29 protein-coding genes and 1 pseudogene are annotated in these 25,271 nt (G+C 47.9%); 17 read left to right on the forward strand and 13 right to left on the reverse strand.

Annotation, left to right across the window (positions count from 1 at the left end; genetic code table 11):
- Position 1: 1 nt before the first annotated feature.
- From CTN_RS08335 to CTN_RS08365, 7 genes are read left to right on the forward strand one after another with little or no spacing between them, the layout of a single operon-like run.
- A complete protein-coding gene (locus CTN_RS08335; protein ID WP_015920084.1) occupies positions 2-691 on the forward strand; it encodes a flagellar brake protein in 690 nt (229 codons plus the stop codon).
- Positions 688-1,302 (forward strand): CheY-P phosphatase CheC, encoded by a 615-nt coding sequence (cheC, locus tag CTN_RS08340; protein ID WP_015920085.1) that lies wholly within the window; start codon positions 688-690, stop codon positions 1,300-1,302. The genes CTN_RS08335 and cheC overlap by 4 nt, the downstream gene beginning before the upstream one ends.
- A complete protein-coding gene (gene cheD, locus CTN_RS08345) occupies positions 1,299-1,772 on the forward strand; it encodes a chemoreceptor glutamine deamidase/glutamate methylesterase CheD (protein ID WP_015920086.1) in 474 nt (157 codons plus the stop codon). Before cheC ends, cheD begins: the two co-directional genes overlap by 4 nt.
- Positions 1,772-2,434 (forward strand): FliA/WhiG family RNA polymerase sigma factor, encoded by a 663-nt coding sequence (locus tag CTN_RS08350; protein WP_015920087.1) that lies wholly within the window; start codon positions 1,772-1,774, stop codon positions 2,432-2,434. The genes cheD and CTN_RS08350 overlap by 1 nt, the downstream gene beginning before the upstream one ends.
- On the forward strand, positions 2,418-2,726 hold the full coding sequence (locus tag CTN_RS08355) for a hypothetical protein (RefSeq protein WP_015920088.1): 309 nt from the start codon (positions 2,418-2,420) through the stop codon (positions 2,724-2,726). Before CTN_RS08350 ends, CTN_RS08355 begins: the two co-directional genes overlap by 17 nt.
- Complete coding sequence (locus tag CTN_RS08360; protein ID WP_015920089.1) at positions 2,723-3,205, forward strand: hypothetical protein; 483 nt, start codon at positions 2,723-2,725, stop codon at positions 3,203-3,205. The genes CTN_RS08355 and CTN_RS08360 overlap by 4 nt, the downstream gene beginning before the upstream one ends.
- Entirely contained in the window at positions 3,190-3,855 is a 666-nt protein-coding gene (locus CTN_RS08365) for a hypothetical protein (protein ID WP_015920090.1), read from the forward strand. Before CTN_RS08360 ends, CTN_RS08365 begins: the two co-directional genes overlap by 16 nt.
- On the opposite strand, the gene CTN_RS08370 is transcribed toward CTN_RS08365, so the two are convergent.
- The 11 genes and pseudogenes from CTN_RS08370 to CTN_RS08420 all read right to left on the reverse strand — a co-directional run bounded on the left by CTN_RS08370 (position 3,839) and on the right by CTN_RS08420 (position 13,044).
- Complete coding sequence (locus CTN_RS08370) at positions 3,839-4,069, reverse strand: hypothetical protein (RefSeq protein WP_015920091.1); 231 nt, start codon at positions 4,067-4,069, stop codon at positions 3,839-3,841. The two genes, CTN_RS08365 and CTN_RS08370, sit on opposite strands and share 17 nt — an antisense overlap.
- Complete coding sequence (locus CTN_RS08375; protein ID WP_015920092.1) at positions 4,066-4,344, reverse strand: stage V sporulation protein S; 279 nt, start codon at positions 4,342-4,344, stop codon at positions 4,066-4,068. Before CTN_RS08375 ends, CTN_RS08370 begins: the two co-directional genes overlap by 4 nt.
- A 70-nt stretch (positions 4,345-4,414) precedes the next feature.
- Positions 4,415-5,419 (reverse strand): galactose-1-phosphate uridylyltransferase, encoded by a 1,005-nt coding sequence (gene galT, locus CTN_RS08380; RefSeq protein WP_015920093.1) that lies wholly within the window; start codon positions 5,417-5,419, stop codon positions 4,415-4,417.
- A 12-nt stretch (positions 5,420-5,431) separates the two neighbouring features.
- Positions 5,432-6,894 (reverse strand): annotated as a pseudogene (locus tag CTN_RS08385) (glycogen synthase).
- On the reverse strand, positions 6,891-7,520 hold the full coding sequence (locus CTN_RS08390) for an MBL fold metallo-hydrolase (RefSeq protein ID WP_015920096.1): 630 nt from the start codon (positions 7,518-7,520) through the stop codon (positions 6,891-6,893). Before CTN_RS08390 ends, CTN_RS08385 begins: the two are co-directional and overlap by 4 nt.
- A gap of 5 nt (positions 7,521-7,525) precedes the next feature.
- Positions 7,526-8,236: an undecaprenyl-diphosphate phosphatase gene (locus CTN_RS08395; RefSeq protein WP_015920097.1), complete on the reverse strand. Its 711-nt coding sequence runs from the start codon at positions 8,234-8,236 to the stop codon at positions 7,526-7,528.
- Positions 8,237-8,238: 2 nt separating this feature from the next.
- Positions 8,239-8,844: a CBS domain-containing protein gene (locus CTN_RS08400; protein ID WP_015920098.1), complete on the reverse strand. Its 606-nt coding sequence runs from the start codon at positions 8,842-8,844 to the stop codon at positions 8,239-8,241.
- Positions 8,845-9,876 carry a flavodoxin-dependent (E)-4-hydroxy-3-methylbut-2-enyl-diphosphate synthase gene (ispG, locus tag CTN_RS08405; protein ID WP_015920099.1) on the reverse strand — a complete coding sequence of 344 codons (1,032 nt, stop codon included), beginning with the start codon at positions 9,874-9,876 and terminating at the stop codon, positions 8,845-8,847.
- On the reverse strand, positions 9,873-11,354 hold the full coding sequence (locus CTN_RS08410; RefSeq protein ID WP_015920100.1) for a site-2 protease family protein: 1,482 nt from the start codon (positions 11,352-11,354) through the stop codon (positions 9,873-9,875). Before CTN_RS08410 ends, ispG begins: the two co-directional genes overlap by 4 nt.
- Positions 11,330-12,457 (reverse strand): 1-deoxy-D-xylulose-5-phosphate reductoisomerase, encoded by a 1,128-nt coding sequence (dxr, locus tag CTN_RS08415; RefSeq protein WP_015920101.1) that lies wholly within the window; start codon positions 12,455-12,457, stop codon positions 11,330-11,332. The genes CTN_RS08410 and dxr overlap by 25 nt, the downstream gene beginning before the upstream one ends.
- Positions 12,436-13,044, reverse strand: coding sequence for a thiamine diphosphokinase (locus tag CTN_RS08420; RefSeq protein WP_015920103.1), 609 nt, complete (start codon positions 13,042-13,044; stop codon positions 12,436-12,438). Before CTN_RS08420 ends, dxr begins: the two co-directional genes overlap by 22 nt.
- A 59-nt stretch (positions 13,045-13,103) precedes the next feature.
- Between CTN_RS08420 and CTN_RS08425 the strand changes: the two genes are divergently transcribed.
- Genes CTN_RS08425 through CTN_RS08435 form a run of 3 tightly spaced genes read left to right on the forward strand, consistent with a single transcriptional unit; the run spans position 13,104 to position 16,003 of the window.
- Positions 13,104-13,517, forward strand: a complete 414-nt coding sequence (locus CTN_RS08425) for a methylated-DNA--[protein]-cysteine S-methyltransferase (RefSeq protein ID WP_038068001.1) — start codon at positions 13,104-13,106, stop codon at positions 13,515-13,517.
- Positions 13,514-15,445, forward strand: coding sequence for a transglycosylase domain-containing protein (locus CTN_RS08430; RefSeq protein WP_015920104.1), 1,932 nt, complete (start codon positions 13,514-13,516; stop codon positions 15,443-15,445). The genes CTN_RS08425 and CTN_RS08430 overlap by 4 nt, the downstream gene beginning before the upstream one ends.
- Positions 15,446-15,448: 3 nt before the next feature.
- The gene (locus tag CTN_RS08435; RefSeq protein WP_015920105.1) at positions 15,449-16,003 is read left to right on the forward strand and encodes a pyruvate kinase alpha/beta domain-containing protein; all 555 of its coding nucleotides are present in this window, start codon (positions 15,449-15,451) and stop codon (positions 16,001-16,003) included.
- On the opposite strand, the gene CTN_RS08440 is transcribed toward CTN_RS08435, so the two are convergent.
- On the reverse strand, positions 15,948-17,318 hold the full coding sequence (locus CTN_RS08440; protein ID WP_015920106.1) for a B12-binding domain-containing radical SAM protein: 1,371 nt from the start codon (positions 17,316-17,318) through the stop codon (positions 15,948-15,950). The genes CTN_RS08435 and CTN_RS08440 overlap by 56 nt on opposite strands.
- Entirely contained in the window at positions 17,315-18,055 is a 741-nt protein-coding gene (locus CTN_RS08445; RefSeq protein WP_038068003.1) for a type III pantothenate kinase, read from the reverse strand. The genes CTN_RS08440 and CTN_RS08445 overlap by 4 nt, the downstream gene beginning before the upstream one ends.
- Before the next feature lie 137 nt (positions 18,056-18,192).
- On the opposite strand from CTN_RS08445, the gene CTN_RS08450 reads away from it, so the two are divergent.
- The 7 genes from CTN_RS08450 to CTN_RS08480 all read left to right on the forward strand — a co-directional run bounded on the left by CTN_RS08450 (position 18,193) and on the right by CTN_RS08480 (position 25,260).
- Positions 18,193-19,485, forward strand: coding sequence for an O-acetyl-L-homoserine sulfhydrylase (locus CTN_RS08450; RefSeq protein WP_038068006.1), 1,293 nt, complete (start codon positions 18,193-18,195; stop codon positions 19,483-19,485).
- Positions 19,486-19,488: 3 nt separating this feature from the next.
- Positions 19,489-20,403, forward strand: coding sequence for a homoserine O-acetyltransferase MetA (gene metA / locus CTN_RS08455; protein WP_015920109.1), 915 nt, complete (start codon positions 19,489-19,491; stop codon positions 20,401-20,403).
- A gap of 68 nt (positions 20,404-20,471) precedes the next feature.
- Complete coding sequence (locus CTN_RS08460; RefSeq protein ID WP_015920110.1) at positions 20,472-21,596, forward strand: sodium ion-translocating decarboxylase subunit beta; 1,125 nt, start codon at positions 20,472-20,474, stop codon at positions 21,594-21,596.
- A 12-nt stretch (positions 21,597-21,608) separates the two neighbouring features.
- Positions 21,609-21,815 carry an ATP-binding protein gene (locus CTN_RS08465; RefSeq protein WP_038068008.1) on the forward strand — a complete coding sequence of 69 codons (207 nt, stop codon included), beginning with the start codon at positions 21,609-21,611 and terminating at the stop codon, positions 21,813-21,815.
- Complete coding sequence (locus CTN_RS08470) at positions 21,803-22,957, forward strand: 2-oxoacid:acceptor oxidoreductase subunit alpha (RefSeq protein ID WP_015920111.1); 1,155 nt, start codon at positions 21,803-21,805, stop codon at positions 22,955-22,957. The genes CTN_RS08465 and CTN_RS08470 overlap by 13 nt, the downstream gene beginning before the upstream one ends.
- 52 nt (positions 22,958-23,009) lie before the next feature.
- Positions 23,010-24,299 carry a phosphopyruvate hydratase gene (gene eno, locus CTN_RS08475; RefSeq protein WP_038068011.1) on the forward strand — a complete coding sequence of 430 codons (1,290 nt, stop codon included), beginning with the start codon at positions 23,010-23,012 and terminating at the stop codon, positions 24,297-24,299.
- A gap of 46 nt (positions 24,300-24,345) precedes the next feature.
- Positions 24,346-25,260, forward strand: coding sequence for a cation diffusion facilitator family transporter (locus tag CTN_RS08480; protein WP_015920113.1), 915 nt, complete (start codon positions 24,346-24,348; stop codon positions 25,258-25,260).
- Positions 25,261-25,271: the final 11 nt, after the last annotated feature.

Consider the following 25,271-nt stretch of genomic DNA (forward strand, 5'->3'; position numbering starts at 1 on the left):
GATGCAGTATTACACCGAACTTGTGAAGGCTTCTGATGTGATAAGGCCCGGACAGAGTGTCATTGTGGAAGTTTCCTATCCGGAGGATCTCGAAGGTGAGTACAAAAGTAGCGTTCACGACGTTGATTTCGAAAGAAACCTTCTGGTACTCTCCATGCCGAGTTTCAAGGGAAGACTGGTTCCTCTTCCGCGAGGAACGCGATGTACAGTGAAGATCGTGGACAGTTCTGCGATATACACGTTCAGAACGGCTGTACTGGAAAGTGGTAGGGACGAAGATGGTTTTCCCATCACCAAAGTGTTGTTTCCAAACAGGTTGAGAAAGGTACAGAGAAGAAGATTCAAAAGGATAAAGATCTTTCTAGAGGGATTCTACAGGGTCTCCTCCAAAGATGAACCACTGAAGAGGTTTGTGACGAGAGATTTCAGCGCAGGTGGTATGCTGATGGTGGTGAACGACATCTTAACGGTGGGACAGATCATATACGTTACGATGGATCTGGATGAAAACCTGAAACTGGTGGATCAGCCTGCCCGGATCGTAAGAGAAGCAGGAATTCTTGAAACGGGTGAGAGAATGTACGGAGTGGAATTTTTGAACGTTTCTCCATCCCTGGAAAAGAAACTAGTGACTTTCGTTTTCAGAAAGGAAATTGAAATGAGAAACAAGGAAAGGGGAGATATCGAGTGAACATCTCCGAAAGACAAAAGGATCTTCTGAAAGAAATCGGAAACATAGGAGCCGGAAACGCTGCAACGGCGATATCTTACATGGTGAACAAGAAGGTGGAGATTTCCGTTCCAACGGTGGAGATAATCCCCCTCAGCGACGTGATATTCGTGGCGAAAGATCCAGAAGAGATCGTTGTAGGCGTGAAGATGCCCGTGACAGGAGAGATAGAAGGTAACGTCCTCCTCATAATGGGAACGCAGGTGGTGAAAAAGATCCTGGAGATACTCATAGGACACGCACCTGAAAATTTACTACAGCTCGATGAGTTTGCTGCTTCGGCGCTTCAGGAAGTGGGAAACATCATGTGTGGTACCTACGTTTCGGCTCTTGCAGACTTTTTGGGATTCAAGATAGACACGCTTCCACCTCAACTTGTGGTGGACATGATTTCTGCGATATTTGCAGAAGTTTCGATCGAGGAGCTAGGAGAGAGCGTCGATGATCAGGTGGTGTTCGTCGAGACATCTCTCACCGTGGAGGAAGAGGAACCGCTGACCTCATATCTGATGCTGGTACCGAAGCCAGGGTACCTGAAAAAGATCTTCGAAAGGATGGGTGTTCAGGAATGAAAAAGGTAATAGGTATTGGAGAATACGCCGTTATGAAAAACCCGGGGGTGATCGTGACCCTGGGACTGGGATCGTGTGTTGCCGTGTGTGTGAGAGACCCCGTTGCGGCCGTTGGTGGTATGGCCCATGTAATGCTTCCGGACAGCGGAGGGAAGACCGACAAACCCGGAAAGTACGCAGACACGGCAATTGAAACGCTGGTGAAAGAGCTTGAGGCACTTGGGGCAAAGAGAGAAAGAATGGAGGCAAAAATTGCCGGTGGAGCCAGCATGTTCGAATCCAAAGGAATGAACATAGGTCAGCGAAACGTAGAAGCGGTGAAAAGACACCTGAAAGAACACGGAATAAAACTTGTGGCAGAAGACACCGGTGGTAACAGGGCAAGGAGTGTCGAGTACAACATAGCCACTGGAAAGCTTCTTGTGAGGAAGGTGGGTGGTGGTGAACAATTAGAAATAAAGGAAATCTAGTGTGGGATAAAGAAAGGGCAATAAAGAGTTTGCTTCCTGTTATAAAACGAATAGCCGAAGATCTGGTGCAGACCCTTCCACCGAACGTGGAGGTAGAAGACCTCATTCAGGAAGGAATCCTTGCAGCACTCTCTGCTTTTGAAAGGTACGATCCGTCCAAAGCGAGTTTTACAACATTCGTAATAAAAAGAGTGAAGGGGGCAATGTATGACTACCTGAGAAGGATAGACTGGATGCCAAGAAATCTGAGAAAAAATGTGAAACTTGTGGAGAAAGCGATACACGAGAGTGAAGAGTTCCCTTCGGACGAGGAACTGGCCAGGAAAACCGGGTTGGAACTGAAAGAAGTGATTCGCGCCAAAAACGAGATGATGAGAAGACAGATTCTCATGATAGATGCCTTCGATGAAGAGTTAGCGTTGAAAACAGAAGGACCAGATGAAACAGCGTACCGGGAGATCTTAAAAGAGAAAATAAAAAAAGCGATTGAGAAGTTGTCCGAGAAAGAAAAACTCGTCCTCTCACTGAGGTTTGAAAAAGAGCTTTCCCTGAAAGAAATAGCACGCGTTCTGGGTGTTTCCGAGTCCAGGGTTTCTCAGATCGTGAGCCTTGCCCTCTTGAAAATAAAAAGGGAAGTGATGGGCGATGATCAGACCAGTTGACTTCCAGGGTTTTGTTGTCAAAGGTGTAGAGTCCACCCAGAGCATCTCTCAGACTTTGAATCAGCAGGCACTGATGCAACAAATAGCAGGACAGCATCTGGTGCAGCAGTTCAACAGAGAACAAAGCATGGTGAAAAGAAGTGTTTTCGCAGAAGGTGTCGAGGTGAGAACTTCGACGGAGGGAAAAGGAAGGAATGAAAATCGTTCTTCCTACAATCTCAGGATCCAGAAGAGAAAACAGGTCAGTCTGAGAGAGGAGAGCAAAGGACTGTTCATGGATGTGAGAACATGACAATTGCCTATCTGGAATCAAAAAAACTGGATGGAAAATTCGTGGGAGGGCTTCTCACCGTCGACGAACGGGGTATTCCACAGGAGTTCAAGTACACCGAACCTGTGGTTCCAAACGAACTCCAAAGAATACTGTACGGTGGTTCTCTCGAGGTCTATCTGAAAACAGAACTCATAGCCAGAACATTGCTGAAGAAGATGGAAAAGAATCCGGATTTCATATTCGTCCGCGATCCGGAGCTTCTGGAAGTGGATGAAAGATTGGTCCTCCTTGTTGAGAGAAATGAAAAAGTAGAAGAGCCGGTTCGCATTTCTGAAGAAGAAGTCATTCTTCCATTCAAAGGAACAGCGCTCAAGGTCATAGGGAAACTCTCGGACGATCGTTTGGAAAAACTGTTGAACCTTCTGGAAGCCTTTGATGTTCTTGAACCATTTCAAAGACTGGACAGGGCGCTGGAGTACGTATGTTCAGGCGAGTGATCTACTTTTTCAAAAGATGGCTGGAAGGGTTCATTCTAGAACTGAAAGGTCCAAAGGTGAGCGGTATAGAGGTGGATCTTTTTCCTCCTTCTGTGATCGAAGAAATCTTCCAGAGTCAAGTGAACGTTTTTTCGCTGAAAAGAGAACCACAGGTTCACGAGGAAAAGCTTGAAAACGAGATGATACGGGTCGAAAACTGTTTCCCAACTGCTGAGATCTCTCTTCGATCTGGAAACCTGGAAATTTCAACCGTCGATACACAGCTTTTCGATGAAATGTCACTGAAAACCTCAGTTTTCTCGGAGAGCGTCTCTTTCCCTGCCAGGGTTCATTCGGTTTCCTCAAACACACCGGCTGTTTTCTCAAAAATGGACCTTTCTGTCCTGAGGAGGATGAGGGTAAAAAGGGAAACGCATGTTGACAGGAAAAAAATAGAAGGAGCACTGAAAGTGCTCCTGATGGAATTGAAAGGAAAGCAATTCAAACGCATCGGTTTTGTTGGATACTACAGGAACGTTCCGTCTGGGAAGTTGTTCGTTGTGAACAGAGAACTTTTTGTCGACGTAGAAGAAGGTCCTTCAAAAGATCTCATGGTGTTCGAAGTTGAAACAGAAAGATCGAAACGCTACATATTCATTCCTGTTCAATAGCTTCAGAAAGTTCTTCGATGTTTTCCAGAACTACTTTGAAGAACTTAAAGGCTTCGACATCGACCTCCGAGTTTTTGTTCATGAAGTAGTAGGTGACCTTTTTCCTGAAGTTTTCTCTTTCTTCAGAAGACATTCTGATGATTTGAAGAACGATGGCTTTGATCCTTGGATCATCCTTCATGGCATCCAGAATTTGCTGGACCTCGGGCTTCATCCCTCATTCTTGCTGTTCTCCAGAAAGACCTTGAAAGATATACCCGTTCTCACATCGTCCCCTATCTTGATTTCGATGAACCCCGGCACGACAAAGAGGTCCTTACCGGACTCCTCCAGGAACCTTCTGGCAACCGCCAGTGCCTTCACTGCCTGGTTCACAGCCCCCGCGCCAATCGCCTGAATCTCAACCCTGTCGCTCTTGGAAAGAGAACCAGCGATCGCACCAGCCACTTTGTTCGGATTCGAGTTTGAACTGACTTTCAAAACTTCCATTCTACCATTCCTCCTTACTCACGGGTTCTCTAACTTGCATTTTATCACAAAGGTTCCGAACATTTCAAACTTACTCTATTGTTACTTCTCTCAGATATTTTGCGGCATCTTCCGGTGGAACGGTGTTTATGTAGAAACCTGTTCCCCATTCGAATCCTGCCACTTTCGTCAGCCTTGGAAATATCTCGATGTGCCAGTGGTAATAGTCCTTTCCCTCCAGGTTCGTTGGAGCCGTGTGTATGAGGAGATTGTACGGAGGATTGTCCAAAGCCGAGTAGATTCGATACAGGACGTTTTTCAGAATCTTTGAAAGAGAGGTTACTTCCTCTTCCGATATCATGTGGAAGCTGTTCATGTGTCGTTTGGGAAGGATCCATGTTTCAAACGGAAACCTTGAAGCGAACGGTTCTATAGCTATGAAGTGGTCATTCTCCTCAACGATCCTTTCTCTTTCCTTTTTCTCCTCATCGATGATGTCACAGAAAGGACACCTTTCCTTGTACTCGAAGTACTCTTTGGATCCTTCAAGTTCTTCCTGAACCCTCTTTGGCATGATGGGAAGGGCAATTATCTGACTGTGGGGATGGCTGAGAGAGGCTCCTGCATCTTTTCCGTGGTTTTTGAAGATCAGAATGTATCTTATCCTCTCGTCCTTCATGAGCTGTTCGTATCTTATCTTGTAGGCCCAGATCACTTCCTCCACGTTCTTGTACTCCATGACGGCCAGGTGAGAGTTGTGATCGGGTGTTTCCACAACAACATCGTGGTATCCAAAACCCATAGCGGCGTCGTACATGCCTCTTCCATACTTTCTCAGGGGGGTGTTTGGGTCCACTGCCGGAAACTTGTTTGGAACGACCCGAACCCACCATCCGGGCGTGTTCGGTTCTGTGTCGGCCGGTCTGAAAGCGAAGATCTCGGGAGGCGTGGTGTGCTCGTTTCCATAGTCGAACGGACAGAATCCTTCCTGAACCTCTTCAACCTTTGTTCTCACAAAATCGTTGGGCCTTTTTGCCCTCTCGGTGGCTATTATGACCCATCTCTTTATTATGGGATCCTTTCTGAACTCAGCCATCTCTTCTCCCCCTCACTTTCCAACTTTGGCAAGGGCTTTTTTGTAAAGTTCCACGTACTCCTTTGCTGATCTGTCCCATGAGAGATCTGTGTTCATAGCGTTCGTCATGATCCTCTTCCAGTGTTCTTTCTCTCTGTAGTAAAAATGCAGCGCTCGAGAGATGGCCTTCAAAAAATATGAAGAATCAAAGGGTTTGAAACCAAACCCGGTTCCTTCCATGGTTTGAGGATCGTATTCCTTCACCGTATCCGCAAGCCCACCGGTGTACCTTACAACGGGAACTGTTCCGTATCTCATGCTGAACATCTGTCCAAGGCCACACGGTTCGTACTTGCTGGGCATGAGGAATATATCAGAGCCGGCGTATATATCTTCTGTGCCAAATCCACGTCGAACTTTATGTTCACTGAAACCTTATCTGGATACTTTTCCTGGAACTTTCTCAGAGCGCTTTCGTAGTATTCATCACCCGTTCCCAGAACAACGATCTGAAGATCAAAGAGCGTGAGATAGTCCATGATGTCGAGCAGAAGGTCGAGCCCCTTCTGTGGGACGAGTCTGCTGATGAGACCTGCCACGGCAGTTTCTTTTTTCACAGGAAGTTTCAGTTCTTCCTGAAGTTTCACCTTGTTTTCCCATTTGAGTTCCAGGTGATTCACATCGTAGTTGACGTAGATTCGCCTATCTGTTGCGGGATTGTAGAGTTCGTAATCTATCCCGTTCAGGATTCCATATAGATCTTTTGATCGCATCCTCAGAACTCCATCCAGTTTTTCACCGTACTCTTCCGTTTGAATCTCCTCAGCGTAGGTTGGGCTCACCGTGTTTATCACATCGCTGAATACAATCCCGCCCTTCAGGAAGTTCAGCTGACCATAAAACTCAAGACCATCGATGGAAAATACGTAATCTGGGAGACCAGAGAAAGAAAGGTACTTTGGATCGAACACACCCTGATAACCAAGGTTGTGTATGGTGAGAACTGTTGCGGTTTTGGAGAAGTACGGATCGTCCCTGTAAAGGGTCTTCAGGTAAACGGGGATGAGCGCTGTCTGCCAGTCGTTCACGTGGATGACATCGGGCTTGAGGTCGAGGTGTTTCACCAGATCCAGCGTGGCAGCAGAGAAGAATATCGACTGCTCTCCGAGATCAGGACCAGCGTAAACATCGTCGGCCGAAAAGTAGTACTCGTTCGCCACGAAGTAGGTCTTCACGTTGCTTCCAGGAAGTGTGGACTCATATATATCGAATTTTTCGCTTGTTTTCACATAGGAGGCGGAAATATCACTGGCCACCTTTTTGAGATCGTAGTCGAATTTTTCCGCGTTCTTTTCAACCAATCTGTGCTTTGGCATCACTATAAAAACCTCTACTCCCTGCTTTTCCAGGTACTTTGGGAGCGTTCCGGCAACGTCTGCCAGACCTCCCACCTTTGCAAACGGAAACACCTCGTATGAAACAAAGACCACTCTCATCTTTTCACCTCCGGTTTCAGTGGTGCATCGTGTGGAAACACCAGAAGATCAACGTCTCCCACATCGGAGAGGAACCTCTTCGCATGACCTTCTTCGTACCCTTTGATTATATCATAGTAACTAAGCCTGTTAGGTATCACATCTCCCGTCACAAGTACCCTCCCCATGTTTTCCGTGTAAAGAAGGAAAGAAAGGTGTTCTCTGGCGTGCCAGGGAGTGTGAAAAACCTTCATCTTTCCATCCATGAGAACTTCGCTCCCTTTCAACGGAACAATCCTCTTCCAGGAAGATATCACCTGAGAGTAAAGTCTTCCAAGAAGAGGACCAAAGGATCGATAATTCTTTGTTGCGTAGCTTTCGTGTACATAGAAAGTCGCGTTCTCGAAAAAGATGGAGTTGAAAATGTGATCCAGGTGCAAATGAGTGAAAAAAACGTCTGTAATTTCTTCGGGTGAAACACCGATTTCTGAAAACCTCTTTTCCAGTTCATCTATCGAAGGAAGGTTTCCCGGATCTATCAGGATCTTTCTGCTTTCGTGTTCCAGATAGACTACGGTGGAGAAATGAGCGTTCAGTCTCTCCGGCACGAAGACACTACCGCCTGTGAGAAGGATTTCCATCTTCATTCACATCACCCCACAAAATAGCTCACGATCGCCACAAAAAGACAGTAGTAAGCGAACTGCCACATCTTACCGGACCTGACACTTCTTGAGAGTATGTAGAGCGCTAAAATTCCAGATAAGAAAGCAAAAAAAGGTGCTGTCAGTGAGATGTTTCCTTTTTCCATTCCCAGGATACCCGCCCCCAGGACAACCGGTATGGACATCAAAAAAGAGTACTGGAGGGCATCCTCTCTTCTGTACTTTAAAAAGAGGAGCGTCGCTATGGTGATTCCACTCCTCGAGACACCGGGAAAAAGAGCCAGTACCTGTGCCAGGCCCACCAGCGTGGCATCCAGTATGGTCATCTCTTCCATCCTCTTCTCACCGGAGAACGAACTGGTAAACAAAAGTACGAGCGCCGTGAAGGAAAAGAAGAGTGGAAGAACAACAGGGGAAGAAAATGCTTCGTCAACACGACTTTCGAAAAGAACACCGAAGACACCGGCCGGTATCGTGGAGATCACAAGGTTGAGAATCACCCTCCAGTTTCTCAAACTCCTTCTTATACCTTCAAGGGCGAAAACGACAACGGCAGCGAGCGTTCCAAGATGCAATATCGCTGTTTGATAAGCGTTGAGATCCATCTTGAAAACGTGGGAAAAGAGAACCAAATGGCCCGAACTCGAAACTGGTAAAAATTCGGTCAGTCCCTGAACGATTCCAAGTAGCATCTCCATTCTCAGAATCCCTCTTCTTTCTCCATGCTTTCCACTTCTATTCCGACCATTCTCAGAAGATCACGAAGCAGTTTTTCATCCTCCGTATCTACTTTCACAACGACCTCTTTTTTTCCGTCGAGCTCTCTGGCTGTGAGAATCGACAGGATGTTTATTTTACCGCTTGAGAGTGCGTCTACGAGTTTCTTCAACTCCCCGGGTCTGTCCTCCAGAGTCACAGAAAAACGGATTCCGGGCACATCCATGGCGAGCGCTTCCACCAGTGCTTCGAGAAAATCGTGAAGACTCACCGCTCCCACAACCCTGAGCTCCTCATCGACCACAGGAAGATATGGCTCCTGATGTTCCAGAAACAGAAGAAGGGCGTGGGTGATGCTATCGTTCTCGTGGATGAAGAACTCCGGAAGAGAGATCCTATCAGAAATGGGAGAGTCCATTTCCAGATCTATCAAATCTTCTCTGTTCACAACTCCCTTGAGATGTCCTTCACTGTCTTTTACCACACACTCGTTCGTCTGGTACTGTCTCATCTTGCGAAGACACTCACCGACGGTTGCCGTCTCTTCCACAACGGGAAAGTCGTGTGTGATCCATTTTTTGATGTTCATTCAATCCACCTCCTTCAAGAGTTCATCTATGTAAAACCTCAGGCGATCGATGACCCTCTCCTTCGGAACTTTTTCCATTATCTTCCCTTTCACGAATATCACCGCACCATCCTTCAAACCCGCTACACCCAGATCGGCATCCTTTCCCTCACCGATACCGTTCACAACACATCCCATAACCGCCACCTTCAGGTTCCTGTTGATGTGAAAAAGGCTGCTTTCAACTTTTTGTGCCAGTTCTTCAACGTCTATCTCGGCCCTTCCACATGTGGGACACGCTATCACTTCCAGGCCCTCTCTCAGTCCGAGGGATATCAGGATTTTCTTCCCCACGATCACCTCTCGGACGGGATCTCCGGCTATCGATACCCTTATCGTGTCTCCGATTCCCTTCAGCAGAAGATAACCAATGGCAATCGAAGACTTCACAACAGCGGTTTCCGCAACCCCCGCTTCCGTCACACCGAGGTGTATGGGATAATCCACTCTTTCGGCAATATACTCGTTTGCTCTTATCGTCTCAAGAACGTTCGAACTCTTCACGGACACGACGATATCGTAGAAACCTTCCATTTCGAGGGCCCTCACTTCTTCGAGAGCAGACTCTGCCAGGTCCTTCCATCTTTCTGATGTCCTGTGTTTCAGTGACCCAACGTTCGCCCCAACGCGGATGGGTACACCGTACTCCTTCGCTACACTGACCACATCCCTCAAACGTTCTTTGCTCATGTTCCCCGGATTTATTCTTATTTTGTCCGCACCGTTTTTCACGGAAAGGATCGCAAGCTTGTAATCAAACTGTATATCCGCCACCACGGGAATGGAAACTTTCTCTTTTATTTTCCTGATCGCCTTTGCATCCTCTTCATCCTGGACGGCCACGCGCACGATTTCGCATCCCGCTTCTTCGAGTCGCTTTATCTGAAGCACGGTTCTTTCCACATCCGATGTCTTCGTTGTGGTCATCGACTGTACACTCACCGGGGCTCCTCCACCTATCGTCACCCTTCCAACCCTGACGGACCTTCTCATATTCCCATCAACCTTCCTATGTCGAGGAACGTGATGTAAAGGAAAAGAACCATGAGGAGTATGAAACCAATAAAGTGAATGATGTTTTCAATCTGTGGATCCAGTCTCTTTCTGGTCACCATCTCCACGAGTGAGAAAACGATCCTGCCACCATCGAGTGCGGGAAGCGGAAGAAGATTCAGAACTCCCAGGCTGATCGTTATGATGGCTACAACGGTGAGTATGGCCTCCATACCGCTCTTAGAAGCCTGTCCGATCACTCCCGCAAGCCCCACCACACCGACTATCTGACCCGTCTGAACGTTTCGGAAAAAGTTCTTCAAAGAAGAGGCCGTTGCCCAGAGTACGTAGTTACATGCTTTCACCGAAAGGCTCACAGTTTCCACAAAATTTTCAGGTCTGTAGCGCGGCACCTCGTTTTCTAGAACACCGGGGGTTTCCAAAACCGTCTTCAAAGAACTAGTGTCGATCTGCACTTTGATCAACTTTCCTGCCCTTTCCACCGTCACATCTACCGTACCTGAAAGCCCTCTCCACCACTCAACATTTTCTCCCTGAACACTCAGCATCAAAACCCTATCACCAAGGGTCAACCTCTGATAGAGTACTATCAAATCCTGCCAGCTGTCTATCTTCTGGCCCTCGACCTCAACGATTCTGTCTCCCCGCTGGAAAACAGAGAAATCTTCCTTGAAGATGGGAGCAAGACCCGCAAAGGAGATACCGATCATGTATCGCTTTGGTATCTCGTTGAACTGTTTCAGGATGCCTTTGACCGTGCCACCTTCGAACCCCAAAGTGACGTACTCGTTCACGTAGTCCTTCAGGATGGAGAGGTCCGGGTTTCCGTTGACTGAAACGAGTTTTCCTTCTGGTCTTCCCTCGGCACTTTCCAGAACGATTTCGTAGGTTTCAGGGTACATCCTGGGCACGATTCGAATCGGCACTTTCTTTCCGTCTCTGACGACCACCAGTTCCACGGGAAGTCCTTTCTGGATCTCCTCGGATATGATAGCGGTATCGAAGGCGATCCTTCCGTTCACAGAGTATATGATATCTCCTCCCATGAGCCCTGCCTCTTCTGCGGGGCTGTTCGGAAGGACCTCTCCCACACCCGGTAGGGCAATTCCCCAGTGGAGCGTTATGGGAAGAAAAAGAACATATCCCGCAACGATGGAAAAAAGAGGACCTGCCAGGGTTATCAGAAGTCTCTGCCACGCTGGTTTGGCGTAGAAACTCTTTTCTCTTTCTTCCACTACCTCCTCTCCTTCTTCGCCCAGCATCCTCACGTATCCACCTATCGGGAAGACGTTGAACCTGAAGGTGGTTTCCTTTCCTTTCACAGAGAAAACTCTGGGTCCAAATCCCAGAGCAAACTCCAGGACCTTCACTTTGAAAATTCTTGCAAAAAGGTAGTGTCCAAGTTCGTGAACCATGATCACACCGGTGAGTATCAGGATGAAATAGATGACAACCATTCTGTCACCCTTTCTGCGATTTTTCGCGCTTCATCGTGGATCTGTTCCACTTCTTCCAGGTTCTCCGGCTCCGGATATCCGTCGATCCTCTCAAGAGTTCTTTCTATGACCCTGTGTATTCCTCCAAACTTTATTTTACCCTTCAAGAACGCGTCAACTGCCACTTCGTCTGCTGCATTGAAGGCCGTTCTGAGGGCGTAGGAGTCTTTTATCTGATTCAGTAAAAAGAAAGCCGGGTATCTTTCCGGGTTTACTGGATCGAAAGAGATTTTCATCGTCTCGAGGGAAAAAGATCCAAGGGCAGCACGCTTTGGATAGAGAAGAGAATAACTTATGGGAATCCTCATGTCAGGCGGTGAGAACACCATCTTCACATTCCCGTCAGGCAGTATAACAACCCCATGAACCAGTCCCTCTCTGTGTATTTTCACATCTATCTTCTCGAAGGGAAGATCGAAGAGTTCCATCGCTTCCAGAACTTCAAAAGCCTTGTTCACCATAGTGGCGGAATCCACCGTGATGCGTGCCCCCATGCTCCAGACGGGATGTTTCAGCACGTCGTTTGGTGTTGCAGTCTCTATCTTTTCCAGATCCCAATCCCTGAGCGCACCACCCGATGCCGTCAGAACGATTTTCTGAACATCCGGTTCGATTACCTGGAATATCGCACTATGTTCGCTATCCACGGGAATCAGTTCGACACTTTTTTCCTTCAACTTCCTCTTCACAAGGAACCCCCCACATACGAGAGATTCCTTGTTCGCAAGACAGACCCTTCTTGAGTGCTCCAGAGCGGCCAGAACGGCCCTCAACCCGCTGAAACCAGAAACCGCCACCATCGTGATATCTGGCTTCAGCGCTTCCATCATATCCTCCAGCGCATGAGGCCCCTTCCAGACCTTCGCACTGCACTCAAAAGAAACATCACCGGTAACTACCACGTTTTCCACTTGAAATTCTTTCACAATCTTTTTTGCCAGTTCCACGTTCGTGTGAAAGGAGATCCCCACGAGTCGAATGCCCTCTATCTTTCTCAAAACATCAAGCGTCTGTGTTCCTATGGAGCCCGTTACTCCCAGTATCACAAGGGTTCTCTCTTCCATCTGAAGAAGATCACACCTCCTTTTTTAACCTCTATCTCAACCTCACTGGACACCGCTTCGTTGCTCACGCCGTACGGCTTTACAACAGGCATTTTTGCATCTTCCAGGGTATATTTGAATCCCCTGAGACTCACCCCTTCCGCATCAGCACCGAGTGGGAGTATGGACCACTTTTCTCCTGGCCTGGCGAAAAGAACCTTTTTTCCCTCCACGTAGCCAATCGTTAGATTTTCCGACTCAAGCACGGTGTTTTTGAAACGTTTCAGCAAATAGAAGAGGGCAAGGATCATATCCAGGCGGTCACCCTGCCATCCGAAGACAATCTTTTCTTCACTTTCAAACTGTTGAAGTGCAAGTTCCAGGTCTATTTCGTCCTTTTCTTCTGGAAACAGTTTCATCATCACACCGTGTTTTTTCAGCCACTCCATCGTTTCTTCTGATACCGAATCGGCATCCCCGACGAAAACGTCGGGAACGATGTTTTTCGATCTCAAAAAGTTCGCCCCACCATCCACGGCTACAATCCTGTCACATTTTGAGAGATCGATTCTTTCATCGTAGCGACCGTTCGCAAATATACACACCATTCATGGAGTCCTCCTCGAACGAGCCTGTTATAATTCTATCAGGAGGTGGTGATTTTTTCATGAAAGATCTTCCCGGAAACATCTCCGTTCGTGTTGAGAACGGAAAGGTGGTCGAAATAAAACTGGGAAGCGATGAATCAAACTGCCCACCGAAAGTGAAGAAAGAACTGGAAGAGTACTTTTCTGGCAAAAGAAAAGAGTTTTCTTTCCCGGTTGAAATCAGGGGAACTTCCTTTCAAAAGAAGGTTTGGGAAGAAGTGAGAAAGATTCCATACGGTGAGACACGAACCTACAGAGAGATCGCAGAAAAACTCAACACCTCTCCACGAGCCGTTGGACAGGCCCTTGCGAAAAATCCTCTTCCCCTCTACATACCGTGTCACCGGGTAGTTTCAAAACGAGGGTTAGGAGGGTTCAGTGCCGGTCTTGAATGGAAGAGATTTCTGATCGATCTGGAGCGAGGTAGTCGATGAGGAAGTTCTTTGTGTCTTTTTTGATCTCTGCCGCTTTTGTCTTCTCAACACTCTGGGGGCTTTACTTCCTTTTCACGAAAGATCTACCACCGCCTGAAAGCAGGCTTGTTCCGACTTTCAGGGTATTCTACAGTGACGGAACACCACTTTTCATTTCCAGAAACGTCTGGATAGATCTTTCGAACGTGCCGGAGAGTTTCGTAAACCTTCTTTTGACTTCTGAGGACGAAGATTTCTACAGGCATCCCGGGTTCGATTTGAAGGGTTTCATAAGGGCAATTCTGGTGGATATAAAGACCCTGAGTTTTTCACAGGGAGGAAGCACTCTCACCCAGCAACTTGCAAGGACTCTTTATCTTTCCACGGACAAATCCATCGTCAGAAAACTGAAGGAGATTTTCATCTCGTTCTGGCTCGAACGAACGAGAACAAAAGATGAAATCCTGGAGATGTACATAAACTCTGTTTACATGGGAAACGGAATCTACGGATTTCAAACAGCAGCACTCTATTACTTCGGGAAGAACCTGTGGGAACTCTCCGAACCAGAAATGGCCGTCCTTGTTGCTCTGATCAAGTCTCCTGAAAACTTCAACCCCGAAAAGAACCCAGAAGTTTCCAAAAAAAGAGCAAAGATCGTACTTGAAAGGATGCTTTCGGAGGGAAAGATCGATCAACAAACGTACCAGAGATATGTCGAAGAGCTCTCAGAACTGAAATTCCAGGTGCACTGGCTCACAGTGGATGAGGAGCTTTTCTGGAGGATCGTGAGGGAAGCCCAGAGGGCAGGTTTTGATCTGAACGAACTGAGGCACGGCTACAAGGTGTTTCTCACGCTGGACAGAGATTTGCAGGAACGGGTCTTCAACATCATCCAGGACGAAAAGACAGCCTTCGTTGCCGTGAAGACGAAGACGGGCGAGATAGTGGCCTATCGGGGAATCGGTATCGAATATGGAACGGGCTGGAGACAGGTGGGATCCGCCATAAAACCACTGTATTACTACTACGCCCTCCTGAAAGGAATGAATCCTTCGAATCTTTTGATCGACCTTCCTGTCAGGGTGGGAAACTGGGAACCGGAGAATTTCGATGAAAAATACAGGGGGATGGTCAGTCTCGAGGAGGCCATCGTGGAGTCCAGAAACATCCCTTCCGTGCTGCTGTACTCTCATATTCAACCGGAGAACGCGAAAACTTTCATCACAGAAACATTGAAACTGAGATCCAGATATCCGGACGACCTCACCGCCGCCCTGGGAACCGTTGAAACGTCCCCAGAAGAACTGGTGAAAGCGTATTCGGCAGTGTTCAACGGAGGTGTTGTCCTTCAGCCCTACATCATAGATAGAGTAGTGGACCGAAACGGGAGAGTCGTTTACAGGGGGTATCCAAAGGTCGTATCGATCGTACCATCTTTCGTGAGAACACCACAGGAAGCGAGCGAGATCATGAAGTGGATCATGAAAGAAGTCGTGGAAAGAGGGACGGGTGTTCGAGCAAGAATCCCGGGAAAGACAGTGGCAGGAAAGACGGGAACGGCAGAAAACAACGCCTGGTTCATAGGAGGAGATGATGAGTACGTAGCTGCCCTGGTGAAGGATGGAAAGGATCTTCTTGGCGGAAGAGACAGTGCCCCCGTCTGGAAAGAGATCGTGTCAGACTGGAAGAACTTCAAAGGCCTTCTCACGTACAGAGAAGTGCACGGTGAAAAGAAACTTGTGATCGACGATCAAATCGTAAGTTACATCAATTACAACAGGCTTGTTGAACTTTTGAACGAAGGAAGTGTTGGACTGGAAAGGATCGTGGAAATCCTCAAATTTATGGACTACAATCATCAAATAGAGTTTCTTTCAAAAGTAAACGCAGTAGATCCGGTTCTATCCCTCGAAATCTGGAAGAAATTTCTGAAGGAAGGGGGATGAAACATGATACTGTTCAGAGAACCAGGAAGGACAAACACGAAGAAGACCCTGGAGATAGCAATCGAAAAGGCTCGAAGTCTTCCTTCCAGAAAGCTTCTGATAGCTTCTGCCACGGGGTACAGTGCGAAGATGGCACTGGAAATGGCGAAGGATTTGAAACTCATCGTGGTGACACATCACACCGGTTTCGAAGAGCCGGACACACAGGAGTTCGATGAAAACACAAGAAGACTTTTGAAAGAAAAAGGACATGAAGTTCTCACCGCCACCCACGCCCTCTCCGCTGGAGAGAGGTGTCTCAGAAAAAAGTTCGGAGGCATCTATCCTCTGGAAATCATAGCGAACACCCTGAGGATGTTCAGCGAAGGTGTGAAGGTGGCTGTGGAGATATCTCTGATGGCGGCCGATGCAGGACTTGTGAGAACAACGGAACTCGTCGTGGCCTGCGGGGGAACTGAAAGTGGCCTCGACTCTGCCGTCGTTATAAAACCGGCGAACTCTTCTAATCTTTTCGATCTGAGGATCGTCGAGATCCTGTGTATGCCTTCGAATATCTGATCTTCAGATCCTGAACGAGCTGTTTTATCTCCTGTATCTCTTCCGGGCTCATTCCGTACTTCCACCAGAATGGAAGAACGGTGTTGTTCAAAAGAACAGGATCAACGTCTGGATCCAGTTTTTTCTCTCTGACAAGTTTTTTCCAGTCCTCTGTGCCTGGGATAGGGGTGTACTCGTTCACCGACACACCGATCCCTTCGTTCAAACAAACCCTTACGGCCTCCAGCACATCCTCTTTTGTCTGACCGGGCATGTTCACCATAATGTACGCTGAGACTTCCTCCTCTGTGAAACCAACTTTTCTTAGAATCCGAGCGGCGCGCACAAGATCTTCATCGTACACCTTTCCTCCCGTTTCTTTCTGGAGCTTCCCGGCGGTTTCGTATCCCAGTTTTATGGTTTTGAAGTTCGCTTCTTTCATCAAAAGAGCGGTTTCTTCATCGAGGAGTCTTGCGTGTATTCCGTTTGGAAGATGAAAGCGCACCTTCCAGTTCTTTTCGACGATGAGTTTCAATACTTCTTTGAATCGTCCAGATGCCAGTATCGCATCGTCGAAGAAAACAACGTCCTCAACCTGAAACATGTCCAGGTACTTCTCGACAGTCTCTACCACTCTCTCCGGGCTTCTCACTCTGAGGCCTTTCCATAGTCTGTGAACTGCGCAATAGGAACAGTGAAAGGGACAACCAAGCGTTGTGGTGAAAACAAGATACCCTACCCTCTCGTAGAGTTCGTACATTGGATCAAAAATTTCGAACCAGTTCTCCGGTATCTCCTTCGAGGGGAATCCGAGTTTTTCCAGAAAAGATGGAAGGAAAACAAGATCACCGAAAGGAAACACCAGTGCTCCACTTCTGGACGCATGTTCTGGAAAGAGTCTTGGGTATATTCCCCCCAGAACGATCGGAACATCGTAGCGTTTTTTCAGAAAACGGATTGTCTCCCAGACACCGGGATACCAGTAACTCAGGGTAGAGGTGACCATCACAAGTTCTACCTCTCCTATCTCCCTGAGTCTCCACTCCAGAAATTCCGGGGGTGCTCCGTATCTTTTGTATTTTCTTGGAACAAAGCGAAGGATCTCTGGTTTCTCTATCACTCTGCTCGGGAACTTTCCGGTAGCGTACTTTTTGTCTTTTGGGACTTTCACAAAGCGTGGAAGATAGGGATCGTGTCTGTTGAGAAGATCCACAAGGTGAACCTCGTATCCCATCCATTCCATTGCGCGGGCAACGTAAAGAAGACCAAGGGGTTTCAACCAGAAGTCGTACGCTGCAAAGTCGTGGATCCACGGATTCACAAGGAGCACTCTCATCTTCCGAAGCAGAAATGGAACACCCCCTTTATGGTCAGGTCTTCGTCGAAGATCTCGTGTTCGAAAATCTCCTTCACGATCTTCGACTGTCCACCCGTCAGGACTACCGGCAGATTACCGTACACTCCTTTTATTCGCTTCACTATTCCTTCGAGGGCATAGACCGTTCCATTCACAACGCCGAGTTGTATGTTCTCTTCCGTATCCTTGCCCACCACGAAATCCGCCGGTTTCACCTCAACGAGTGGGAGTTTCGCTGTCCCTCGAAAGAGCGAGTGAACCATCATGAAGAGCCCAGGAAGTATGGCTCCACCTTCGTAAGAACCCTCCACCACAAGATCCACCGTGGTGGCGGTTCCCATATCAATGATGATACCGCTGCTACCGTACTCTTTCACAAAAGCCACGACGTTCGCTACCCTGTCTGCTCCGATCTCCCCCGGGTTTTTTACGTTCCATTTCACACAGCCGTTCTTCGCTTTCACCCAGATGGGATCCATGTTGAAATACTTTCTTGAGAATCGTTCTATAACGATGTTCTGTGTAGGAACAACGGAAGCCACTCCGATACCTTCTATCTTATGCATAGCGTCACCCAGAAGGGGATACAGATGCGAAAAGAGTTCGTCCTCTGTCTGGAAAATTCCTGTGGACAAGCGCCATCTTTTAAAAACTTTGCCATCTTCCGTTGTGGAGAAAACGGAGTGGGTGTTTCCAACATCGATCAGAAGGTACACAGGTACCACCTCCGGTTTTAAGATAGTGTAAAATACATTTTACGTTCAATACCCACAATTTGACACGAAGATTCAGTAAGGTAGTACTAAATTCTTGATAGAGCACACCAGAAATTCTATCATGGGAGGTGAATACATTGGACTGGAGGAAGTACGGATTCAACACGAGGGCACTCCACGCGGGCTATGAACCTCCTGAACCGACAACAGGTTCTAGAGCCGTTCCCATTTACCAGACGACCTCTTATGTCTTCAAAGATTCCGATCACGCAGCAAGACTGTTTGCCCTGGAGGAGCCCGGGTTCATCTACACGAGGATCGGAAATCCAACGGTGAGTGTTCTTGAAGAGAGAATAGCGGCACTGGAAGGTGGTGTTGGTGCCCTCGCTGTTTCCAGCGGACAGGCAGCCATCACGTACGCCATCCTGAACATAGCAGGGCCCGGTGATGAGATCGTCAGTGGAAGCGCCCTGTACGGTGGAACTTACAATCTCTTCAAACACACGCTGTACAGGAAGTCCGGTATTGTGGTGAAGTTTGTGGATGAGACAGATCCAAAGAACGTAGAAGAAGCTATCACGGAGAAAACAAAAGCAGTGTACCTTGAAACCATTGGGAATCCGGGTCTTACGGTACCGGATTTTGAGGCAATAGCAGAAATCGCTCACAGGCATGGAATACCTCTCATCGTGGACAACACAGTGGCACCGTACATCTTCAGGCCATTTGAACACGGAGCAGACATCATCGTGTACTCTGCTACGAAGTTCATAGGAGGACACGGCACATCGATCGGTGGACTGATAGTGGACAATGGAAAGTTCGACTGGAAGAACGGGAAATTTCCAGAACTCGTGGAGCCGGATCCCAGTTATCACGGTGTGAGTTACGTGGAAACGTTCAAAGAAGCCGCTTACATAGTGAAATGCAGAACGCAGCTTCTGAGAGACCTTGGAAGTTGTATGAGTCCGTTTAACGCGTTCCTGTTCATTCTGGGGCTTGAAACCCTAAGTCTGAGAATGAAAAAGCACTGTGAGAATGCACTCAAAGTCGTTGAATTCTTGAAGACACACCCTGCGGTGAGCTGGGTCAACTATCCGATCGTTGAAAGCAACAAAACCAGAGAAAATGCTCTGAAATATCTTAAAGAGGGATACGGTGCCATAGTGACCTTCGGTATAAAAGGAGGAAAAGAGGCTGGAAAGAAGTTCATCGACAGTCTCACACTCATCTCCCACCTTGCCAACATCGGAGATGCAAGAACACTGGCCATCCATCCTGCTTCCACCACCCACCAGCAACTCACCGAAGAGGAACAGTTGAAAACAGGAGTCACTCCAGATATGATAAGATTGTCTGTTGGAATAGAGGACGTGGAGGACATAATAGAAGATCTCGATCAGGCTCTCAGAAGATCTCAGGAGGGATGAAGATTGCCAATAAACGTTCCAAGTGGTCTTCCTGCTGTCAAGATTCTGGCAAAAGAAGGAATCTTTGTGATGACGGAAAAGAGGGCGATACACCAGGATATCCGCCCTCTCGAAATACTCATATTGAACCTGATGCCAGACAAGATAAAGACGGAGATACAGCTTCTCAGACTCCTTGGAAACACTCCTCTTCAGGTGAACGTGACATTGCTCTATACGGAATCGCACACACCGAAACACACTCCCATCGAGCACATCCTGAGGTTCTACACTACGTTTTCTGCTGTGAAGGACAGAAAGTTCGACGGATTCATCATCACAGGAGCCCCTGTGGAACTTTTGCCTTTTGAAGAAGTGGATTACTGGGATGAACTCACGGAGATCATGGAGTGGAGTCGTCACAACGTGTATTCGACCATGTTCATCTGCTGGGCGGCTCAGGCGGGGCTGTACTACTTCTACGGTGTACCGAAGTACGAACTACCCCAGAAGCTCTCCGGTGTTTACAGGCACAGAGTTACGAAGGAAACGGTCCTCTTCAGGGGGCACGATGACTTCTTTTGGGCACCGCACTCCAGATACACGGAGGTCAGAAAAGAAGACATAGAGAAAATCCCAGAACTGGAAATCCTCGCAGAATCGGACGAGGCCGGGGTTTATGTGGTTGCAAACAAAAGCGAAAGGCAGATATTCGTGACAGGACATCCAGAGTACGACAGATACACCCTGAGAGATGAATACTACAGGGATATAAACCGAAATTTGAAGGTACCCATTCCGGCTAACTATTTCCCAGACAACGATCCGACGAAAACACCTGTTCTCACCTGGTGGAGCCATGCCCATCTTTTCTTCAGCAACTGGCTGAACTACTGTATCTATCAGAAAACACCTTACAAACTGGAAGACATTCACTGAGAAGAACCCCGCAGGGGGTTCTTCTTTTGTGCTAGAATATCTCTGGCTGCACAAAGGGAGGGAAAGAGTTGTCCGTCTTATCAACACTGGAGAACTTCTTCAATCAAACCGCCTTTCCTCATCTCACAATTGGAAACGTTATCATGTTTGCAGTAGCGATCTCCCTGCTCTACGTGGCGATAGTGAAACACTCAGAACCCCTTCTGCTGATACCGATCGCCTTCGGCATCATCCTCGCGAACATTCCACCTGAGGCTTCAGGAATTCTGAACGAAGGAGGTTTTCTCTATTACATAAAGAAGGGTCTCGACCTGGGAATCTATCCCCCTCTCATCTTTCTTGGAATCGGTGCTCTCACAGATTTCTCTTTCATGCTCTCTTACCCGATAACCATTTTCCTCGGTGCCGCTGCCCAGATGGGGATATTCTTCACACTCTTTGTTGCAAAAATGATCGGTTTTTCATTGAAACAGGCAGCATCGATCGCTATCATCGGTGGGGCAGATGGACCCACCGCCATCTACATCACCAACACGCTGTCTCCTGAACTCATCGCTCCCATTGCCATCTCTGCGTACTCTTACATCGCCCTCATACCGATATTACAGCCTGTTGTTTCAAAAATGCTGACCAGTAGGGAAGAAAGGAAAATACGCATGAAACCTCCCAGAAAGGTGAGCAGGTTCGAAAGACTCTCGTTTCCCCTCATCATAACCATCGCCACCGCCCTTCTGATACCAAAGTCACTGCCACTCGTTGGTTCACTCATGCTTGGAAACCTCCTCAGGGAGGCCGGGGTGGTAAAGAGACTGGTGGAAGCAGCTAGCAGATACATTCTCGACACGGTGACCATACTTCTCATGCTTTCCGTTGGAGCGTCTGCAAGGGCGGACGTATTCTTACAACCTCAAAGCCTGAAAATATTCTTCCTGGGAGCCACCGCTTTCATCGTGTCCATGAGTTCTGGTATTCTGTTCGCAAAACTCATGAATCTCTTTTTGAAAGACAAGATAAACCCTCTCATAGGTGCTGCTGGTGTTTCCGCCGTTCCAGACTCTGCCAGAGTCGCTCAGAGACTCGCCCAGGAGGAAGATCCGAGCAATCACATACTCATGCACGCAATGGGACCGAATGTGGCGGGTGTGATCGGATCCGCAACGGTAGCCGGTGTGTTTTTAATGTTCCTCAGCTGAGAAGGTGAGGTTATGGGATATAGAATCGAGGTAAACTACGATTGGTGCAAGGCCTGCAAACTGTGTTCCTGGATCTGTCCCACAAAAGCCATCACAAGCGATGAACTGGGAAGACCCGTGATACGCGAAGAAAAATGCGTCGGGTGTCTGAGATGCGAGAAAATTTGTCCTGAGATGGCAATAGAGGTACTGGGAAGTGAAGAAAGATGCCAGAGATGATGTTTTTGCAGGGAAACGAAGCGTGTGCCCTGGGAGCCATAAGAGCGGGATGCAGGTTCTTCGCTGGCTATCCCATCACACCTTCCACAGAGATAGCCGAAGTCATGGCAAGGGAGTTACCAAAGGTCGGAGGCGTGTTCATCCAGATGGAAGACGAAATAGCCAGTGCTGCAGCCGTCGTTGGGGCCTCTCTTGCCGGTGTGAAGGCCATGACCGCAACGAGTGGCCCCGGATTCAGCCTCATGCAGGAAGTGATCGGATACGCGATAATGACAGAGACTCCGTGCGTTTTTGTCAACGTCATGAGGCTGGGACCGTCCACGGGTCTTCCCACAAAACCGGCTCAGGGAGACATAATGCAGGCAAGATGGGGAACACATGGTGATCACGCCATAATTGCCCTCTACCCTTCCACGGTGGAAGAAGTGTATCGTCACATAATCACCGCTTTCAACATGGCAGAAGAATACAGAACACCGGTTATCTTTCTGATGGATGAGACCCTGGGGCACATGAGGGAAAGCTTCTATCCTCCAAAAGACGAAGATCTTTTCGTCATAGAACGACTGAAAGACACATCTTTCGGTGAAGAAGAGTTGTTCGTTCCGTTTTCCGAGAGCGAGTACGCAGAACCCACACCGCTACCAATGGCAGAGATGGGAAGGACCAAGTTCCACGTTTCCGGTCTTGTACACGATGAATCTGGTTTTCCTCTCAGCTCTCCTAATGTGGCGGAGAAACTGATAAGACGGCTCACCAACAAGATAAGGCTTCACTCGGACGAACTCGCCCTGTACGAAGAGTACGAAGTGGAAGATGCAGAGATTTTGGTGGTGGCGTACGGTATTGTCGCAAGAAGTGCTCTGAAGGCTGTGAAAATAGCAAGACGCGACCGGATCAAAGTGGGACTGTTCAAACCCATTACGATCTGGCCAGCTCCCATTTCGAGATTCAGAAAGCTGGTGGAGAAGGTGAACACAATTATCATCGCCGAGATGAATCTGGGGCAGTACGCAAAGGAACTGATCAGTGCCATCGACAGAAAGTCGAAGGTCATAAGAACGATAAACAAAGTGAACGGAGAACTCATAAAACCGGAAGAGATACTCGATGTTATAACCGAAACTCAAATAGAGATTTAATCAGGATGGGGTACAATATTGATGGAATCAAAAAAGCGAGGAGGTGGAGATTGTGTACGTGGAAATCGTTGATGTGAGGGCAAGAGAAGTTCTCGATTCTCGAGGAAATCCCACCGTTGAAGCCGAAGTCGTTCTGGAAGATGGTACTGTGGGAAGGGCGATCGTTCCCTCTGGAGCATCCACCGGAAAGTTCGAAGCTCTGGAGATAAGGGACAAAGACAAGAAAAGGTACCACGGAAAAGGCGTACTGAAAGCCGTAGAAAACGTCAACGAGACAATCGCACCTGCTCTGATCGGCATGAACGCCTTCGATCAGCCCCTTGTGGACAAAACCCTGATCGAACTCGACGGCACAGAAAACAAATCGAAACTCGGTGCCAACGCTATTCTCGCTGTTTCCATGGCAGTGGCAAGAGCGGCAGCGAATTACCTTGGACTTCCGATGTACAAATATCTCGGTGGAGTCAACGCGAAGGTACTTCCCGTTCCTCTTATGAACGTAATAAACGGTGGTCAGCACGCAGATAACAACCTCGACCTCCAGGAATTCATGATCGTTCCGGCAGGATTTGACAGTTTCAAGGAAGCCCTGAGAGCAGGAGCAGAGATCTTCCACACCCTCAAGAAGATTCTTCACGATTCTGGGCATGTGACGGCGGTCGGTGACGAAGGTGGATTCGCACCGAACCTCTCATCCAACGAAGAGGCGATAAAGATACTGATTGAAGCCATAGAGGAAGCTGGTTACAAACCCAGCGAACAGGTGTTCATCGCCCTCGACTGTGCCGCATCCTCTTTCTACGACGAAGAAAAAGGAGTCTACTTCGTTGATGGCGAGGAAAAGTCCAGCGAGGTGCTCATGGGATACTACGAGGAACTGATAGCAAAGTATCCAATCATATCCATCGAAGATCCGTTCGCGGAAGAAGATTGGGATGCGTTCGTTGAATTCACCAAGAGGGTAGGAAACAAGGTTCAGATCGTGGGAGACGACCTCTACGTGACCAACGTTAAGAGACTCTCCAAGGGAATCGAACTCAAAGCGACGAACTCCATTCTCATAAAGCTCAACCAGATAGGAACCGTCACGGAAACACTCGATGCCGTAGAACTCGCTCAGAAGAACAACATGACGGCCATCATCTCCCACAGATCCGGAGAGAGCGAAGATACCTTCATAGCAGATCTTGCTGTGGCCACCAACGCCGGATTCATCAAGACGGGATCCCTGTCCAGGAGTGAAAGAATCGCCAAGTACAATCAGCTTCTGAGAATTGAGGAAGAACTTGGAAAAGTGGCAGAGTTCAGAGGGCTTTCTTCCTTCTATTCCATAAAGAGATGAAAAAGGCCCACCCCCGGTGGGCCTTTACCCATTGAGGTGAGGTTCGTTGGAAAGACACGATGAGATAAAAAAAGGTGCATGGGTTGGAATCGTTGGAAACACCATCCTTGCGTTGTTGAAGGTGATCACAGGACTCTTCACAGGAAGTTATGCGATACTTGCGGATGGAATAGATACGTCAACTGACATATTCACATCTTTTGTCATCCTCCTGTCGGCGCGCATCTCAGGAAAACCCCCCGACAGAACACATCCTTATGGTCACGGAAGGGCGGAAACTGTGGCTTCAAAGATCATCTCGTTCATCATGTTCTATGCAGGAGCTTCCCTGTTGATAGAGTCCGTAAAAAGACTGATCACCGGCGAGATCTCTCTGGAGCTGTCTTTTCCTGCCTTCTTCGTGGTTGGAGCTTCCGCTGCAGGAAAGACTTTCCTCTTCCTGTACAAACTGTCGCTTGGAAGACGTCTCAACAGTCTCGCTACGATCAGTGACGCTCTGAACATGAGAAACGACATCATGATCTCCGGCACCGTGCTGGCTGGAATGATAGCGATGAAGACGCTTGGCTGGTGGTGGTTGGACAGTGCTCTTGCGATATTCGTTTCGATAATGATCCTCAGAACTTCTTTCCAGATCTTCTACGAGGCTGCCTTCGAGTTGATGGATGGAATGAAAGAATCGGAATTAGATATATACACGGACATTTTCAGGGTTTTAGAAAAGTTTCCAGATGTACACAACCCCCATAGGGTCAGGGTGAGAAAAGTAGGAACAAAATATTACATAGAGATGGATATAGAAGTTGATGGATCGATGACCGTGGAAGACGCCCACGACCTGACCGTGAAAATAAGAGAAGAGATAATGAGCAAAAGAGACGATATAGAAGACTTGACGATACACGTGGAACCTCTTGGTAATGTGGAGAAAGAGGGTTTTGGCGTGAGGAAAGGGGTGTAGGCGTTGAAACT

It is taken from the genome of Thermotoga neapolitana DSM 4359 (genome assembly GCF_000018945.1).
In the GTDB taxonomy this organism is placed as follows: domain Bacteria; phylum Thermotogota; class Thermotogae; order Thermotogales; family Thermotogaceae; genus Thermotoga; species Thermotoga neapolitana.

What these genes read in the sequence shown, in the direction of transcription:
- CTN_RS08365 (WP_015920090.1), top strand. Translation starts at nt 3,190, where the DNA reads ATGTTCAGGCGAGTGATCTACTTTTTCAAAAGATGGCTGGAAGGGTTC.
- CTN_RS08410 (WP_015920100.1), bottom strand. Translation starts at nt 11,354, where the DNA reads ATGGTTGTCATCTATTTCATCCTGATACTCACCGGTGTGATCATGGTT.
- CTN_RS08465 (WP_038068008.1), top strand. Translation starts at nt 21,609, where the DNA reads ATGGGATATAGAATCGAGGTAAACTACGATTGGTGCAAGGCCTGCAAA.
- CTN_RS08370 (WP_015920091.1), bottom strand. Translation starts at nt 4,069, where the DNA reads ATGAAGCCCGAGGTCCAGCAAATTCTGGATGCCATGAAGGATGATCCA.
- CTN_RS08440 (WP_015920106.1), bottom strand. Translation starts at nt 17,318, where the DNA reads ATGAGAGTGCTCCTTGTGAATCCGTGGATCCACGACTTTGCAGCGTAC.
- CTN_RS08335 (WP_015920084.1), top strand. Translation starts at nt 2, where the DNA reads ATGCAGTATTACACCGAACTTGTGAAGGCTTCTGATGTGATAAGGCCC.
- dxr (WP_015920101.1), bottom strand. Translation starts at nt 12,457, where the DNA reads ATGGAAGAGAGAACCCTTGTGATACTGGGAGTAACGGGCTCCATAGGA.
- CTN_RS08395 (WP_015920097.1), bottom strand. Translation starts at nt 8,236, where the DNA reads ATGGAGATGCTACTTGGAATCGTTCAGGGACTGACCGAATTTTTACCA.
- CTN_RS08355 (WP_015920088.1), top strand. Translation starts at nt 2,418, where the DNA reads ATGATCAGACCAGTTGACTTCCAGGGTTTTGTTGTCAAAGGTGTAGAG.
- CTN_RS08425 (WP_038068001.1), top strand. Translation starts at nt 13,104, where the DNA reads ATGAAAGATCTTCCCGGAAACATCTCCGTTCGTGTTGAGAACGGAAAG.
- ispG (WP_015920099.1), bottom strand. Translation starts at nt 9,876, where the DNA reads ATGAGAAGGTCCGTCAGGGTTGGAAGGGTGACGATAGGTGGAGGAGCC.
- CTN_RS08435 (WP_015920105.1), top strand. Translation starts at nt 15,449, where the DNA reads ATGATACTGTTCAGAGAACCAGGAAGGACAAACACGAAGAAGACCCTG.
- galT (WP_015920093.1), bottom strand. Translation starts at nt 5,419, where the DNA reads ATGGCTGAGTTCAGAAAGGATCCCATAATAAAGAGATGGGTCATAATA.
- cheD (WP_015920086.1), top strand. Translation starts at nt 1,299, where the DNA reads ATGAAAAAGGTAATAGGTATTGGAGAATACGCCGTTATGAAAAACCCG.
- CTN_RS08390 (WP_015920096.1), bottom strand. Translation starts at nt 7,520, where the DNA reads ATGAAGATGGAAATCCTTCTCACAGGCGGTAGTGTCTTCGTGCCGGAG.
- CTN_RS08375 (WP_015920092.1), bottom strand. Translation starts at nt 4,344, where the DNA reads ATGGAAGTTTTGAAAGTCAGTTCAAACTCGAATCCGAACAAAGTGGCT.
- CTN_RS08400 (WP_015920098.1), bottom strand. Translation starts at nt 8,844, where the DNA reads ATGAACATCAAAAAATGGATCACACACGACTTTCCCGTTGTGGAAGAG.
- CTN_RS08470 (WP_015920111.1), top strand. Translation starts at nt 21,803, where the DNA reads ATGCCAGAGATGATGTTTTTGCAGGGAAACGAAGCGTGTGCCCTGGGA.
- CTN_RS08430 (WP_015920104.1), top strand. Translation starts at nt 13,514, where the DNA reads ATGAGGAAGTTCTTTGTGTCTTTTTTGATCTCTGCCGCTTTTGTCTTC.
- CTN_RS08360 (WP_015920089.1), top strand. Translation starts at nt 2,723, where the DNA reads ATGACAATTGCCTATCTGGAATCAAAAAAACTGGATGGAAAATTCGTG.
- CTN_RS08420 (WP_015920103.1), bottom strand. Translation starts at nt 13,044, where the DNA reads ATGGTGTGTATATTTGCGAACGGTCGCTACGATGAAAGAATCGATCTC.